This window comes from Enterobacter sp. PL1, from assembly GCF_945957325.1.
In the GTDB taxonomy this organism is placed as follows: Bacteria; Pseudomonadota; Gammaproteobacteria; order Enterobacterales; family Enterobacteriaceae; genus Enterobacter; species Enterobacter roggenkampii.
In genome coordinates, this window is the sequence record NZ_CAMFKT010000023.1 from 37,462 (window position 1) to 53,109 (window position 15,648).

Here is a 15,648-nt window from a genome sequence, read left to right on the forward strand (position 1 = left end):
TCTCAAGGCTGATAGCGGAACTACTCGCGCCAGCCCATTGCCGGTGCGACATGTTTGAGAATAGACTCAATCACGTGCGCATTATAATCCACCCCCAGCTGGTTCGGTACGGTCAGTAAGAGCGTATCCGCCTCGGCAATCGCCTCGTCTTTTTTCAGCTGTTCAACCAGCTTGTCCGGCTCCGCGGCATAGCTGCGCCCGAAGATGGCGCGCGTTTTCTCATCAAGATAACCCACGCTATCGCTGTCGTTGCGGCTGGCACCGAAATACATCCGGTCACGGTCGTCCATCAGCGCAAAAATACTGCGGCTAACCGACACGCGCGGCTCGCGCGTATGCCCTGCGTCTTTCCAGGCCTGACGGTACGCGCGGATCTGTTTTGCCTGCTGAATGTGGAACGGCTCGCCGGTTTCATCGTCCTTCAGCGTTGAGCTTTGCAGGTTCATGCCCAGTTTTGCCGCCCATACCGCCGTCGCATTAGAACCCGCGCCCCACCAGATACGCTCGCGCAGCCCTTCTGAATAAGGCTCCAGACGCAGCAGCCCCGGCGGATTGGGGAACATTGGCTGTGGGTTCGGTTTGGCAAACCCTTCCCCACGCAGCACCTCAAGCAGCACCTCGGTATGACGACGCGCCATATCCGACTCGCTTTCCCCTTCCTGCGGGACATAGCCGAAATGCCGCCAGCCATCAATAACCTGCTCCGGTGAGCCCCGGCTGATGCCCAGCTGCAGGCGACCGCCGGAAATCAGATCCGCCGCGCCCGCATCTTCGGCCATGTACATCGGATTTTCATAGCGCATGTCGATTACGCCGGTGCCAATTTCGATGGTTTTTGTTTTTGCCCCTATAGCGGCCAGCAGAGGGAACGGCGAGCTAAGCTGTCGGGCGAAGTGGTGCACGCGGAAATAGGCGCCGTCGGCCCCCAGCTCTTCAGCCGCCACGGCTAAATCGATGGACTGCAGCAGCGTATCGGCCGCCGAGCGCGTGCCGGACTGCGGTGAAGGCGTCCAGTGACCAAAGGATAAAAATCCGATCTTTTTCATAACCCTGTGTCCTGATAATGCGTTGCGTTCTGTCCACTTTACGCATTACCCGGTAAGAATAAATGCCGTTTATTTAACGGAATGGTTCAAATAAATTGACATAACTGACGGGTTCGTCACGACGCAATGTTATGGGATATACTCTTCCCCACTCTTTTCATGGCAGGTAAAACCGGCAATGGCTTTGATCCCCAAAAACTACGCGCGGCTGGAAAGCGGCTATCGCGAAAAAGCATTAAAAATTTATCCATGGGTGTGTGGACGCTGCTCGCGCGAGTTTGTCTATTCCAATCTGCGTGAACTCACGGTTCACCATATCGATCACGACCATACCAACAACCCGGAAGATGGCAGCAACTGGGAGCTGTTGTGCCTGTTTTGCCACGATCATGAGCATTCGAAATACACCGAAGCGGATCAGTACGGCACCACCGTGGTGGCAGGGGAAGACGCGCAAAAAGACGTGGGCGTCGCCACGTTTAACCCGTTTGCCGATTTGAAAGCGATGATGGATAAAAAGAAATAAACCTCTCGCCCCCTCGCTCACATCATGATCCGCGAATTTAGAATGTCCAGGTGATAGCGGCGGTTGCAGACCCCTCATTACGCCGCATCACGATCGGGCTTTGATTGGCATGGTCGCCAAGCCAGGTATAGTCCGCGCTGAGGACCGTTCCCCAGTGAGCATCGAACTGATGGCTCCAGGTCAGGCTGGTGTCGACGCCGTAAAATCCACCCGGCGCAGCATAGCGGCGATAGCCGGTGCGGCGGCTCTGCTGCTCGCTGACCCCATACCAGGTATTCAGGTAACGGCTGTCGCCAAACAGGGCCGCAGACTGAAAGGCTATCGTGTCCTGGTTATTTTGTACCGGGATCAGCGTAACGGAGGCCTGATAGCTTGCCCCCTGACTGTCGGTTAACGGCAGCGTCGCTTTGCCTTCCATGCTCAGCCATGGCGCAGCCTGCCAGCCCACGGCAAGGCCGGTATTCAGGGTGGCATCAATATCCCCCATCCCTTTCAGGTTGTTTGCCCCCTCGCGCCAGCCAGAATTTTTATCAGCCCTTCCGGGGTCGTCGCCCAGCGTGTGTTCGAAATACCAGCCGCTGTCGTTTTGCAGGTCATATCCCACCCCTTTTTGTGCATCAACAAAGAAAGCGCCTTTGCGTCCCTGCAGCACAGGAACCACCTGCCACACCTGCTTGTCTGAGCCTGAGTAACGCGGGGCATATTGCCCTCCCAGCCCGACGGTTAAGGAATCGGACGCGGTGTCATCATCCGCCTGCGCGGCGGATGCCACGACCATCAGAAGCGGGACGGACATATACAGGACTTTTTTTATCGCTATCATACTGCTCTCCTTACAGACGCTGGCGTCTCCTGAGACAGGAACAGCCACACAATGTTGGCGCAGTATGATTTGGCTGAATCAATGAATCGTCGGGATAGTGTTAAGAAATGGTCAAGGTGAACGGATGTTATCCAGAAGAGTGCTGATTATTGAAGATGACGCCGACGCGGCTGGCGTGCTCGAAGCCTATTTACGGCGTGAAAATTACGACGTGACCATTACCGGAGACGGTCTTTCCGGGTTGGATATGGCGCAGCGGTGGAAGCCCGACCTCATCCTGCTGGACGTCATGCTGCCGGGACTTAACGGCACCGAGGTGCTGGCGGGCCTGCGTCGTAAAAGCGATGTGCCGGTGATCATGGTCACGGCCATGGGGGATACTCCCGATCGCATTGGCGCCCTGCGCTACGGTGCCGATGATTACGTGGTGAAGCCTTATCATCCGGGCGAAGTGGTGGCGCGGGTGCAGGCGGTGCTGCGGCGCAGCAGTAAAAAAGAGACAGAGGAAAAGATCCTTCGCTGGCAAACGCTGGCGGTGGATGTCGCCGCCATTGTGGCGTGCGTGGACAACGGCGACGACGCGCCTGTGATGCTCGATCTTACGCCAACGGAATTCTCGCTTCTGGCAACGCTGCTGCGCTCGCCTGCGCACCCGTTTTCCCGCCAGTATTTACTGGAACACTGTTTGCCGGAAAGCGAGGCGCTGGAGCGCGTTGTCGACACCCATATTTATAACCTGCGTAAAAAACTCGAAGCTGTGGGTATTTCCGGCGTGCTGATCAACGTGCGCGGCGTGGGTTACAGGTTCAGACAGCCATGATAAAAAACCGGCACGCCTCTCTGTGGCGCTGGATTTGCGCGCGCATCCTGGCGCTGGCTATCGGCAGCGTGATCGTCATTGCCACCTGCATGTGGCTGCGCTATGCGGTCCAGAACTACTGGATCATGGGCAGGATGCCGCCAGCGGTCCGGCAGGAGTTTCTTACGCTCAGCCAGAACCCGCAGGCCAATCCGGCCCGCTTCCACACGATTGTGGATACCTGGTGGGGCCTGAGCTATTCCACGCCGTCCATCGCCTCAGCGGACTGGGTCACGGTGGCCCTGCTGGTGCTGGTGATGATCCCGTTTATTGTGGTGATGGGGCTCAAACACGCCCGCCCGCTGGCGCTGCAGTTCAGCCGCCTTCGCGATGCGGCAAAGGATGTCGCCGAAGGGCAGTTTGGCCGTCAGGCAGAGCTCATCAAGGATGCACCGGCAGAAATGGTCAGCTTTGCGGCGGACTTCAACTCCATGACGGGGCAACTGGCCCGCTATGAGAAAGAGCTCCGCGCCTCGCACGTCGCGATGGCGCACGAGCTGCGCTCGCCCCTGACGGCCGCCATCGGGCGTCTGCAGGGCATGTTAGACGGCGTGTTTGATGCCAGCCCGGCGCAGCTGGGCATGGTGATGAAACAGCTCCAGCACCTCAACCGCCTCACCGACGAGCTCCACCTTCTCTCTTTGGCAGACGCGGGTAACCTTGTGCTGGAGGATCAGCCGTTCTGTCTGGATGAGCTGATTCAGGAGCGGGCTGCCTGGATCATGCCCCAGGCGGATGCGCATCATTTCAGGATAACGCTGCGTAACCCGCACACCAGCCCCTTCCGGGGCGATGCGTTCCGTATGGGGCAGGTCGTTACCATCCTCATGGAAAATGCGCTACGTTACGGACGCGAAGGCGGCCACCTTGAGGTGGCGCTGCATTACGCCAGCGGGCATTACATCCTCGAATTCACCGATGACGGGCCGGGCGTGTCGCCCCAGTTCTTACCGGAAATGTTTAAACGCTTTAGCCGCGAGGAGCAGTCCCGCGCGCGGCATTCCGGCGGCAGCGGCCTCGGTTTGTCCATCGCCCGGGCGATTTGCGAGGCGCATGGGGGTGAGATTAGCGCGTCATTACCGGAAACCGGCGGCCTCGCGGTGTGCATTTTGTTGCCCTGGCATCCGTCCGATAATGAAAATCTCCCCTCTTGATAAAGCCTTGACAGAACATCGAATCTTTCTCGACGTAGCGCGTATTTAATAACGCCATTCCCTTTATGGAGCGGCGTTATGTCAGACGAATTTTTTCTCTCCCTCCGCCACTGCCTGCATCATTTGTACGGCGTGGCGCGTACCCTTTCCTGGCTGCATTTTCTTCCCCTGGCCCTGCTTGCGCTGGCGATTTTTCCGCTGACCGGCTGCGGTGATAAACACGAAAACAAACCTGACCCAGTGCGTAAGGTACGCTACGTCGTCGTTGGCTCCGCCCAATCCCTTCCCGCGCTGGAAAGAACCGGTGAGATCCATGCCCACGATGAAACGACCCTGAGCTTTCGCACCGGAGGCCGGATACTGACGCGTAGCGTCGATATTGGCGACCGGGTCACTGCCGGACAGCTGCTGGCCACGCTTGATAATACGACCGGGCAAAACCAGCTGGACAGCGCAGCGGCCGACTATGAAGGCGCCAAAGCCTCTGCCCAGGTCGCCGCGCTTAACGTCAGTCGCATGCAAAAGCTTATGCCAACGGGCGCGATAGCCCGCACGCAGCTCGACAGCGCCCGGGCTGACTGGCTTGTCGCCCGCGCGCGCTTAAAAAGCAGCGAGGCCGCATGGCGAAATGCCCGCGAAAGCCTCGGCTGGACGCGACTTATCGCTCCGCAAGCGGGCGTCATCACGGCCGTGAGCGCCTCTGCGGGACAGGTTGTCAGCGACGGCCAGTCCGTGCTGACGCTGGCGACCGGGGAAGCCCGCGACGTGGCGTTTGACATTGCCGCGCCCGATGCGATCCCGTCTCTGGATAAAGCGGTTTTGCAGGTTTCCCTGCTCGGCGACCCGTCGGTGCAGGCGTCTGCCGCACTGCGGGATATCACCCCGCAGGCCGATCCTCAGACCCGCACGTGGCGCGTCAGAGCCACCCTGCAAAACCCGCCGGGGGCCATGGCGCTGGGCGCCAGCGTCACCGTGACGTTGCCCTCCGCCGCCCCGCACGGGTACGCGCTTCCCGCGTCGGCGCTGACCCGAGCCAGCGACAAACCGGCGGTTTTTGTGATTACCCCGCAGTCGCGGACACAGCTGCGCGTGGTGGTGCCCGTCGGCTATACAGCCACCTCCGTCATGATTGCCTCCGGCCTTGAGCCCGGCGACAGGGTGATTACGGCGGGCGTGAGCACATTACGACCCGGCGAGCCGGTGATGGCCGGAGAGGTTCAGCCATGAACACAGGATCGGAAGCCCAATTTAACCTCTCCGCCTGGGCGCTGAAGAACCAGCAGATGGTCAGCTTTTTCATGCTGCTGGTGATTGCGATGGGCGTGTTCTGCTATGAGAAGCTGCCGCGTAACGAAGATCCGGCATTCACCATTAAAACGGCCGTCGTCTCCGCACAGTGGCCGGGAGCCTCCGTGACGGATACCACCCGCCTGCTGACCGATACGCTTGAAAAAAAGCTGCAGGAAACGCCCTGGCTGGACTATCTCGAAAGTGAAACCCGTGCCGGACGCACCGTTATCCACGTCAACCTCCGTGACGATACGCCCCCGCAAAGCGTGCCCGATATCTGGTATCAGGTTCGCAAAAAAATGCAGGACATCGCGCCGTCCCTGCCCGAAGGGGTGCAGGGTCCTGCCGTGGATGACGAGTTTGACGACACGTTCGGCACAATTTACGCCTTTATTCCCGAAGGCTTCACCCTGCGGGAGGTACGGGATCGCGCAGAGACAATACGGCGCGAACTCATGTCCCTGCCGGATATGGGCAAAACCACCCTGCTGGGCGAACAGCAGGAGCAGTGGGTTCTCGCCTTTTCTCCGGCACGCCTGGCCGGGATGGGGCTGGATATTCAGGACGTTGCCAACGCCCTCCGGGCGCAAAACGCCGTTGTCCCGGCAGGAACGATGCGTACCGGGCAGGAGAACATGGCGATAAAGGTCAGCGGGGCGCTCACCACCGAAGAGAGTTTGCGCGCCGTCACGCTGCACGTTAACAATCGCTATATTCCGCTGACCGACATTGCCACCGTCACCCGGGAAATCGCCGAGCCACCGGCCCCGGCCTACCGGGTGAACGGCAAACCGGCTATCGGGCTGGCGGTGTCGATGGCGCCGACAGGCAACATGCTGCGTTTCGGTGCTGCGCTGAACGCAAAAATGGCGGCCCTCAGCGCCGGGCTGCCGCACGGTATCGAGATGGTGAAAGTCGCCGATCAGTCAGCGGTGGTGAGTGAAGCGGTAAGCGGGTTTATCCGGGTACTTATCGAAGCCGTTGTTATCGTGCTGGCGGTTTCATTTGTCTCGCTGGGTTTGCGGGCCGGACTGGTGGTGGCGACGGCCATTCCGCTGGTGCTCGCCATGACGTTTGTCGGCATGATGCTCGCCGGCATCGGCCTTCAGCGTATCTCGCTCGGGGCGCTGATCATTGCCCTGGGCCTGCTGGTGGATGACGCCATGATCGCCGTCGAAACGATGGTCTCCCGACTGGAAGCGGGGGATTCCCGTCGACTCGCGGCCACCTATGCATTCAAAACGACGGCCTTCCCGATGCTCACCGGTACTCTGGTCATGATTGCCGGTTTTATTCCCGTTGGTTTTGCGGCCTCCAGCGCCGGTGAATACTGCTTCTCCCTGTTTGCGGTGGTGCTCATCGCCCTGCTCTGCTCCTGGGCCGTCGCGATCCTGTTTTCGCCGCTAACGGGCACGTGGCTGCTGCCGGAAAAAGTCAGACATCACGCGGCAGGACCGGGACGGATCGCGCGCGGGTATGGACGGCTTTTACGCCTGGCGCTCCGCCACCGGCTCGCTACCGTACTGATTGCGCTTGCCGCGCTGGGGCTGTCAGCGTACGGCACGACGTTTATGCAGGGCGAGTTTTTCCCCGCCTCGGACCGGCCCGAGTTGTTGGTCAGCCTGACGCTTCCGGCCAACGCGTCGCAGCCGGAAACGCTCAGAGAGGTGGAAAAGCTGGAAAAAGCGCTGGCCGACAACAGCAATATCGATCGCTTTTCGACGTACGTTGGCTCAGGCGCCGTCCGTTTTTACCTGCCGATGGACGTGCTGCTGGAAAATGAAAATATCGCCCAGATGGTTGTGGTCGCGAAGGATCTTGCGGCGCGGGATCGTCTGCACGCACAGCTCAACACGATCCTGGCGACGCAATTTAGCGACATCATCACCCGCGTGTCGCCCCTTGAGCTGGGGCCTCCCGTCGGCTGGCCCATCAAATACCGGGTGAGCGGGCCGGATTATCTGCAGGTCCGGGCGCTTGCGAACCGTCTCACGGACGCGATTGGCCGCTCCCCGTTCTCACGCGACGTTAACCAGACGGCCGGAGAGCCGGAGAGGGTCATCACCCTTAAGGTGAATCAGACGGCGGCCAGAGTGGCGGGAATATCGTCAGAAAGCCTCGCCCGCACGCTGAATACCGTCTGGTCCGGCAGCGTTGTCACGTCCATCAGAGATAATGACCGCCTTGTCGACGTGGTGCTCCGGGCCACGGACGATGCACGTCACAGCACCGCCACCCTCTCCTCGCTCACGATTCAGGGGAATGACGGTAAAAAAATTCCGCTCAGCGCCGTCGCAACGCCGGTCTGGGGCGTGGACGATCCGGTCATCTGGCGCCGCCAGCGCGTGCCCTTTATCACGGTGCAAACCGACCTCGCCCCGGAGCTGAGGGCTGAAGCGGTATCCGCCGCGCTGCGTCCGGCGGTGGATAAACTGCGCGCGAGCCTGCCCGCAGGTTACAGCATTGAAGAAGGCGGCGCGGTTGCCGAATCGGATAAGGGGAACAGCTCCGTCTTTACCGTTCTTCCGGTGACGCTGGTCATCATGCTGATGCTGCTGATGCTTCAGCTGCGGCGATATTCCCGTATGCTGCTGGCGCTCCTGATGGCCCCGTTTGGTTTACCGGGGATCGTGCTGGCTATGCTGCCTGGCGGCACGCCGATGGGGTTTGTCGCGCTGCTGGGCGTCATCGCCCTGGCAGGGATGATCGTGCGTAACGCGGTGATATTGATTAGCGAGGTTGACAGCAATCTTGCTCAGGGGATGGCAAATGATGCCGCGATTATGGCGGCCGCGGAGCACCGGGCCAGACCCATCTGTCTGACCGCCTGCGCCGCCATTCTGGGCATGATCCCGATCTCTCACCAGGTTTTCTGGGGTCCAATGGCCTATGCCATTATCGGCGGGCTGCTGGCTGCGACGCTGGTGACGCTGACCGTGTTACCCGCGTCGTTTAGCCTGCTGTTACAGTGGGGGGCTCAGCGCAAAGCCGCAGCCGACGGGCCGGGCTGAGTCCCCATCTTTCTCCGATTACGCGGCGGTCAGCGCAAAACGGTCTTTCAGGACATGGCGGATGTCCTCCTCCGCCAGCTGCCGCGTTTCAGTGCCATTCGCCGTGATGGTTTTCAGCATATCGCCCAGCAAAATCTGGCGTCCTTCCGGGCTGTGCTGCACCACCACCCGCTTCTGCACAAAAATAGCATCAGGATGCGTCGAGTTCAGGTAGTTTGCCGGAACGAAATCAATCCACTCCTGGGGCGTGAGATCGAAGCCGTATTGTCGGGCCCATTCGCCTTCCACCTTCGCCTCAAGCAGATACTCGCCCTCCGCGCTGCGGCTCAGGCGAAACGTGTCGAAATCCTGGGTGATATCCACATCAAGCGTGTCCAGCGCCATTGGCGCGCGGATGCCGTAGCTGCCGAACCCGAGATCGCAAAGCCACTGGCGGCTCTCCACCTCGGCGATGAGCGCCATATGGGTTTTCGGCCGCCGCGCGGGGTAGAACATCGGGCGCGCCGCCACGAAACGGTAAGGAATGCCGAGTGCTTCCAGCGCCATGGCAAAAAGCCCGTTCACCTCATAGCAGTAGCCACCGCGCCCTTTCTTTAACACCTTCTCGGCAATGTCGTCTGGCGCCAGCGAGACAATTTTCCCCGCCTGCACGTCCAGATTTTCAAAGGGAACGGAAAAGAGCTGATGACGCATCAGCGCATGCAGGGTGGACGTATCGGCCGCCGCCGGTCCGGTGTAGTTTATGCGTTTGAAATACGAGGAAATGTCGAAATTATCGCTGTGCATAATGCCTCCTTGTCCTGAACATGCCGGACACTATAGATGGCGCACATCATTGGCTGTATAGTCAGTTTTATCGAAAATTAGCCTGAACAGATACCCATGTCTGCCCCCTCCCCACACTATCGCCGGATTGCTGAGCGTCTGCGCCTCACGCTCTCTTCAGGCGCATTGCGAGTCGGTGACCGGATGATCTCCGCGCGTAAACTGGCCGAACGCGAGCACGTGAGCCTTCCGACGGCGCTGGAGGCCCTTCGCTGCCTTGAGGCTGAAGGGCTGATCGTTGCGCGACCGCGTTCAGGTTATTACATCCACCAGATCAGCCACCCTCCGCGCGCGGAGCCCGCGCGTTCCACGCCGGGCCCGGTGCCCGTGACTATGTCCGCCGTGGCCCGGTCGCTGTTCAGCAGTGCAGAAGCCCGGCTGATCCCGCTGGGCGCCGCCCTGCCCGATCCCGCGTGGCTGCCAGGAGATGCGCTACAGCGGGCGTTACACTCCGTGGGCCGTCGTCTGGACGCGCATGGGCAGAGCTACAGCCTGCCGCCGGGAAGGCGTGATTTACGAAGCAAGATTGCGGCGCGTGCTGCGCAGTGGGGAGCCCGCTTCGGCGCGGACGATCTGATTATTACCGCAGGCGCGACGCAGGCGCTGCGCCTGGCCCTGCGGGCCGTGTGTCAGCCAGGTGATGTGGTGGCGGTGGAGCAGCCCGCCTACTTTGGCACGCTCCTGCTGCTGGAGGATTTAGGCCTGAAGGCCTTAGAAATTCCCACCGATCCTGCTGAAGGTCTGTTACTGGAACCGCTGGCTGACGCCATCCGCTGCCACCGTCCCGCGGCCGTCCTGGCCTCGCCCACCGTGCAAAACCCATTGGGTGCCAGCATGCCCGTCGCGCGCAAGCAGGAACTGGTTGCTCTGCTTGAAGAAGCCGGTATTCCTCTGATTGAGGACGACGTTTACGGTGACCTGGTCGGTGACGGGCAACGTCCTCCGGCCTGCAAAGCCTTCGACCAGAACGGGAATGTGATTTACTGCAGCTCCCTGTCTAAAACGCTTGCACCGGGGTGGCGAATAGGCTGGATTGCCGCCGGACGCTATTACCCGCAGGTCTTGCAGGCCCGCATGGCCGGAGACTGGGCCGGCGCGCCGCTGCTGGAAGCCGCGACGAGCGAGATGCTGGCAAACGGCGACTACGACCGTCACCTGCGGCGGCTAAAGCGGCGGATCGCAGAGGGAATCGCCGCCGTCGTGGTGCGGGTCAAGGCCAGTTTTCCCCCCGGTACCCGCGTAAACGTCCCCGCAGCTGGCTTTCTGCTGTGGGTCGAACTTCCTCCGCAGGTCAACGCGCTGGAGGTGCATCGCCGCGCGCTGGCGCGGGGTATTGGCGTCAGCCCCGGCCCCCTGTTTTCCCCTGGCGCAGAACTCACGCACTTTCTGCGGCTAAACTGTGCAAACGAACCGACGCCCCGCCTGCTCACTGCCGTGGAGCAGATTGGTGCGCTATGCCATGAGCTGGCCGCTTTCACACCAGACTCTCCAGCCACTCGGTAAATACCCGCACTTTGCGGGAGAGATGACGGTGTGGGTAGAGCAGTGACAGTTTGCGGTCCGGCGAACGATATTCAGGCAGGACCTCAACCAGCAGGCCGCGGTCAATGTAAGGCTGGAGAAAGAGATTCATTCCCTGCATTACCCCCAGCCCGGCCAGGCCTGCCGCGATGTAGGCCTCGGAGTTATCCACCACGAGCTTACCGGGTAGCGCGATCTCCGCAACGCCCTCTGGCGTGGTAAACGTCCACGGCTGAACGTGCCTGCTGCTGTTGTTAATCCAGTTAATCGCCTGATGCTTGCGTAAATCCTCCAGCGTTTCTGGCGTACCGTGTTCAGCCAGCCAGGCCGGGCTGGCGCAGGTCGTGATTTTAATGTTCCCGATTTTACGCGCGATATAGTCGCCGTCGTCCAGCTCGCCCACCCGCAGCACGCAGTCCAGACCGTCCCGCAGCATATCCCGACGGCGGTCAGAACTGCTCAGGATGATGTCGATATCAGGATGCTGACGATAAAAATCAGGCAGGTTGGGTATCACCCGCAGCGCCGCAAAAGAGATGGGCATATCCACACGCAGCTGGCCGTGTATCGGTCGATCGGCGCCAAACGACTCCAGTAATTCGTCCGCCTGCGCCAGCAGGGGTTTACTGCGGCGATAAAAGGCTTCCCCATCCGGCGTCAGGCTAATCCGACGCGTGGTGCGCTGCAGGAGCCGCGTGCCGCTGTGTTGTTCCAGAAGCTGCAGCGCTTTGGTCACTGCCGGGCGATGGACCTGCAGATTTTCCGCCGCCTGGGTAAGGCTCCCCGAGTCGACAATTTCAATAAAAATCCGGATAGATTCAAAGAGGTTTATTTGCATAAGGGGTATTTTTTGCCGCGCGCAGAATAAAATGATTGTTATTAATTTTATAACAGTGATGAATGTTTTTGGCTATTTTTCCTAACAATCTTCCTCTCTACACTCTCCCTCATTCAAACGTAAGGGAGAGTCTGCTATGAAAAATAACCGTATCTGTCAGATCCTGGGTATCGAAAAGCCCGTTATTCAGGGACCGTTATCCTGGCTTACTGATGCCCGTTTAGTGGCCGCGGTCAGCAATGCCGGAGGACTCGGCGTGCTGGGCCCCAACGCCGGTTTAACCGCCGATACCGCGGTCTCCACGCCGGAAGCAACCGCCGAAAAAATGCGGGAAGAAATTCGGAAAACCAAACGGCTGACCGAAAAACCCTTCGGCGTGAACCTGATCCCCACCGCCGTTAATGACGTCTGGACCGGGCCAATTCTTAAGGTGGTAAAAGAGGAAGGCGTCAGGGCCGTGGTGTATACGGGCTATGGGGAAGGCAGCATTATTCCCGCGCTGTTCAATGAGTTAAAAGAGGCGGGCATTGCCATTATCTACCGCGACATCAATCCCACGCCGGAAAATACCCTTCTGGCTGAAGAAATGGGGGCAGACATCATCGTCGCCACCGGTTTTGACGAGGGTGGGACGCTACCCGCGACGGCGCTGGGGACCTTTTCCATCGTGCCGCTGATTGCCGATGCCGTGAAGCACGTCCCGGTGATGGCGGCGGGCGGTATAACCGATAATCGCACCGCCAGAGCGGCGCATGCGTTAGGGGCGGAAGGCGTGTTTGCCGGTTCGGTCTTTATCAGTACCGAAGAAAGCCGCGTGCCGCAGGGGGTCAAAGAGAAAATTGTTGCCGCCAACGGCCTGGACCTGCTGCTTTTCCGCACCGTTCCCCACTACTATCGTTCTCTCCCCGGCAAGCTGGCGAAAAAACTGGCGGCGATGGATAAAGCTGGCGCAAGCAACGAAGCGCTGGGCAAGGCGATGGGCGGATTACGGGGCCTGCGCCTGGGCATGCTGGAAAATAATACCGATGAAGGGTATATCGCGCTCGGCACGGGGATCGGGAATATCCGCAGCGTGAAAAGCGTGGCCGAGGTTGTCGATGCGTTAACGGTTGAGTAAGCCCTTAACCCTGATGCTATGGACGCTGCACAGGAGCAGCGTCCGCAAACCGTCTGCGGTTCTTTTTCACACATTGAGGATTGCGCGTTCTTTAACCACAGCGTCAGGATTGGCACGTTTTACCGCTACCAGAAAAGCCGTGAAGTTATGATTCCAGAGGGTAAGATTGTTATAAAACTGCACCTGTTTTTCATTAACACCGTCGCGGTAAATAACAATCCAGACCCGTCTGCTGTTTATCTCGGTATTCCCCGGTCTGATTTTAATGATGTTAGCCAGCGCAATTTTACGGGTGGCGTTGTTTTTAACTTCATATAAAAACTGGTCATCATAAAACCAGGTTTTACCTGCATTTCCGCCAAATATTGAGGGACTGGCAGAGATCTTTTTCATCCCGTTACGGTCTGAAATGATACGTTTTGCCTGGCGAATGCGTCTGACCAAAAAGCTTAACAGAATGAGAAGCGCAATGAGGGGCAGAGCGACTGATATCATTTTTAGACTTTCGTGCATATCCCTGCCCCACAATACATTCATTTTAACGCGTGAGTATAACGCGCCGATCGTTGATGACAACAACCCTTACGGTCAGGGAATAATCCGCGCGGCTCTCAACTGCGCGAACAGGTGGAAAAACATCTCATCCGTCGCCTGCATTTGCGTAAAGCCCGCCCTGCGCAGCTTGCTCCCGTCACCAAACATGTCGTAATTCCAGCTAAAGACAAAATCGGCAAACCGCCCGTCGCTCAGCTGCAGAATATCCGCTTCCACCAGCCGCTCTCCGGCAAGCTCGCGCCATACGCCGCGATAGTCCGTAAACAGCTGATGAAATGACAGCCTCACCGGCGGTGCAGAGTCCAGGTCAAACCAGCGTGCGATGCGCGGCCAGAGCTCGCTCCAGCGCCAGATATCGCCATTATTCACGTTGAACGCCTGATTCTGTGCCGCAGGTGACGCGGCGGCCCACAGAGTGGCGTCGGCCAGCAGCCCGGCGTCTGTATGGTCAACGATACTGTGCCAGGTCTGTTCCGAACCGGGAAAACGCAACGGTAAACCCAGCGCCTTGCACAGGGAGGCGTACAGGGCAATGCTCAGCGCAAGGTTCATGGCATTGCCCGGTACCGCACTCCCTACCACGCCCGGCCTGATGGCATTCCAGTGCCAGCGCTTTCCCCGCTGAAACTGGCTGAGCCACGCAAGCTGCGCGGCGTTAAATTCGGCACCCGGTACGCCGGGATCGCTTTCGCGCGCCGGGGTTTTAAACGGTCCCAGATGCGCGCCGTAGACCTTGTACCCCTGCATCAGGCTTACCGTCTGCAAAGGTGCCGTTTTTTCGAGGATGCTGACCAGATTACGCAGCATGGTGACGTTCGGCTCAACCATGTCTTCCCAGTTCGCCGCGTTCGCCCAGGCGCTGTAAAAGAGATGGGTGGTACCGTCCAGGGAGCGCAGCGCCCGGGCGCTGTCCTTTTCATCCAGTAAATCGATCTTGACCATCGGAATGCCGTCAGGATGCGACCCGGCATGGCGGCTAAGGCCGATCACCTGCCACTGATGGTGCAGGAGCGTGTTGACCATCTGTCTGCCGACAATGCCGCTGGCGCCCGCGACCAGGGCGACGTTGTGTTGCTGCCTATTATTCATGGTATTTCTCCGGAAAGGGTGACAGACGCAGTGTGATATATTATTTTTTCTGGAGATATCCCATGAAACCGATGGCACTTATAAGCAAAATCATTAAATGAATAATAAGCTCAATGCCATTTCTACCTTTCTGCGCGTCGCTGAAGCGGGCTCGTTTTCAGCGGCTGCCCGTCAGACCGGTATTAAGCAGTCCGCCGTCAGTCAACAGATCGCGGCGCTTGAGGAATCGCTGGGTGTGGTACTGCTGCACCGTACGACGCGTACGATGAAGCTGACCGAACAAGGGGAACGCTACCGGCGTGATATGCAGCTCGTGCTGGTCGCCATGGGGGAAGCGGAGAGGCGTTTACATCCTGTCGATCATAGCGTTCAGGGACGCGTCCATGTCCAGTTGCCGAGCGGCCTGGGGCAGATCATTTTGCCGCATCTGCTGGCGTTACAGCGCCTGCATCCTGAGCTGCAGCTGATGCTTTCCCTGGATGACCGCCTTGCCGATCTGGTGGCGGAGGGCGTGGATGTCGCGATACGGCTGAGCAGCGAGCCTCCGCAGGCGCACGCGGCTCGCGTGCTGGGACGGATTGAAGCTGCACTGTTTGCCGCTCCCGGTTTTCAGGCGGTACACGCGGTCAGCGAACTGGCGACGCTGCCACACGTACGGTTCAGCGGCATTCCGCCGGATGCTCCCCTGCGCCTGATGTCTGACGAGGAAACGGTCGAGGTCAACGTGAATACCGTTTTCCGTGCCAACACCAGCGAGGCGCTGCTGCAGGCGCTGGAGTCAGGCATCGGTATCGGCGGCATGCAGCGACCGCTCGTGGCCAGGGCTCTGCAGGCGGGCACGCTGGTACCGGTGCTGCCCGACTGGCGGTTACCCGATCGCTTCCTCTATGCCGTTTATCCTGATGCCCGCTTTATTCCGCAGCGCGTCAGAAAGGTCGTCAGCGTGATTGAGCAATTACTGCCTGAGATCGCGACCCACAACGCCACAAAATAA

At 59.4% G+C, this 15,648-nt stretch carries 14 protein-coding genes; 8 read left to right on the forward strand and 6 right to left on the reverse strand.

Annotated features, from left to right (window positions below):
- Positions 1–20: 20 nt before the first annotated feature.
- Positions 21–1,046, reverse strand: a complete 1,026-nt coding sequence (locus tag N6P30_RS18895; RefSeq protein ID WP_023292592.1) for an LLM class flavin-dependent oxidoreductase — start codon at positions 1,044–1,046, stop codon at positions 21–23.
- A gap of 178 nt (positions 1,047–1,224) precedes the next feature.
- Here N6P30_RS18895 and yajD point away from each other — a divergent pair, with 178 nt between their 5' ends.
- Positions 1,225–1,572 (forward strand): HNH nuclease YajD, encoded by a 348-nt coding sequence (yajD, locus tag N6P30_RS18900; protein WP_003857471.1) that lies wholly within the window; start codon positions 1,225–1,227, stop codon positions 1,570–1,572.
- A gap of 37 nt (positions 1,573–1,609) precedes the next feature.
- Here the strand turns inward: yajD and N6P30_RS18905 are convergent, their stop codons facing one another.
- Positions 1,610–2,395 (reverse strand): MipA/OmpV family protein, encoded by a 786-nt coding sequence (locus tag N6P30_RS18905; protein WP_023292593.1) that lies wholly within the window; start codon positions 2,393–2,395, stop codon positions 1,610–1,612.
- Between the two features lie 124 nt (positions 2,396–2,519).
- Between N6P30_RS18905 and N6P30_RS18910 the strand changes: the two genes are divergently transcribed.
- From N6P30_RS18910 to N6P30_RS18925, 4 genes are all read left to right on the forward strand, one after another.
- Positions 2,520–3,215, forward strand: a complete 696-nt coding sequence (locus N6P30_RS18910; protein WP_008500520.1) for a response regulator — start codon at positions 2,520–2,522, stop codon at positions 3,213–3,215.
- Positions 3,212–4,408: a sensor histidine kinase gene (locus N6P30_RS18915; protein WP_023292594.1), complete on the forward strand. Its 1,197-nt coding sequence runs from the start codon at positions 3,212–3,214 to the stop codon at positions 4,406–4,408. Before N6P30_RS18910 ends, N6P30_RS18915 begins: the two co-directional genes overlap by 4 nt.
- Before the next feature lie 78 nt (positions 4,409–4,486).
- Positions 4,487–5,635: an efflux RND transporter periplasmic adaptor subunit gene (locus tag N6P30_RS18920; protein WP_023292595.1), complete on the forward strand. Its 1,149-nt coding sequence runs from the start codon at positions 4,487–4,489 to the stop codon at positions 5,633–5,635.
- On the forward strand, positions 5,632–8,709 hold the full coding sequence (locus N6P30_RS18925) for an efflux RND transporter permease subunit (RefSeq protein WP_023292596.1): 3,078 nt from the start codon (positions 5,632–5,634) through the stop codon (positions 8,707–8,709). The genes N6P30_RS18920 and N6P30_RS18925 overlap by 4 nt, the downstream gene beginning before the upstream one ends.
- Before the next feature lie 18 nt (positions 8,710–8,727).
- On the opposite strand, the gene N6P30_RS18930 is transcribed toward N6P30_RS18925, so the two are convergent.
- Positions 8,728–9,495: an arylamine N-acetyltransferase family protein gene (locus tag N6P30_RS18930; RefSeq protein WP_023292597.1), complete on the reverse strand. Its 768-nt coding sequence runs from the start codon at positions 9,493–9,495 to the stop codon at positions 8,728–8,730.
- Positions 9,496–9,591: 96 nt separating this feature from the next.
- Between N6P30_RS18930 and N6P30_RS18935 the strand changes: the two genes are divergently transcribed.
- A complete protein-coding gene (locus N6P30_RS18935; protein WP_032663644.1) occupies positions 9,592–11,037 on the forward strand; it encodes a PLP-dependent aminotransferase family protein in 1,446 nt (481 codons plus the stop codon).
- Here N6P30_RS18935 and N6P30_RS18940 read toward each other — a convergent pair.
- Positions 11,009–11,893, reverse strand: a complete 885-nt coding sequence (locus tag N6P30_RS18940) for a LysR family transcriptional regulator (protein ID WP_023292599.1) — start codon at positions 11,891–11,893, stop codon at positions 11,009–11,011. The genes N6P30_RS18935 and N6P30_RS18940 overlap by 29 nt on opposite strands.
- Before the next feature lie 136 nt (positions 11,894–12,029).
- On the opposite strand from N6P30_RS18940, the gene N6P30_RS18945 reads away from it, so the two are divergent.
- Positions 12,030–13,010, forward strand: a complete 981-nt coding sequence (locus tag N6P30_RS18945) for an NAD(P)H-dependent flavin oxidoreductase (protein ID WP_023292600.1) — start codon at positions 12,030–12,032, stop codon at positions 13,008–13,010.
- A gap of 66 nt (positions 13,011–13,076) precedes the next feature.
- On the opposite strand, the gene N6P30_RS18950 is transcribed toward N6P30_RS18945, so the two are convergent.
- On the reverse strand, positions 13,077–13,523 hold the full coding sequence (locus N6P30_RS18950; protein ID WP_008500528.1) for a hypothetical protein: 447 nt from the start codon (positions 13,521–13,523) through the stop codon (positions 13,077–13,079).
- A 75-nt stretch (positions 13,524–13,598) separates the two neighbouring features.
- Positions 13,599–14,654 carry an SDR family oxidoreductase gene (locus tag N6P30_RS18955; RefSeq protein ID WP_023292601.1) on the reverse strand — a complete coding sequence of 352 codons (1,056 nt, stop codon included), beginning with the start codon at positions 14,652–14,654 and terminating at the stop codon, positions 13,599–13,601.
- A 97-nt stretch (positions 14,655–14,751) separates the two neighbouring features.
- On the opposite strand from N6P30_RS18955, the gene N6P30_RS18960 reads away from it, so the two are divergent.
- A complete protein-coding gene (locus N6P30_RS18960; RefSeq protein WP_023292602.1) occupies positions 14,752–15,648 on the forward strand; it encodes a LysR family transcriptional regulator in 897 nt (298 codons plus the stop codon).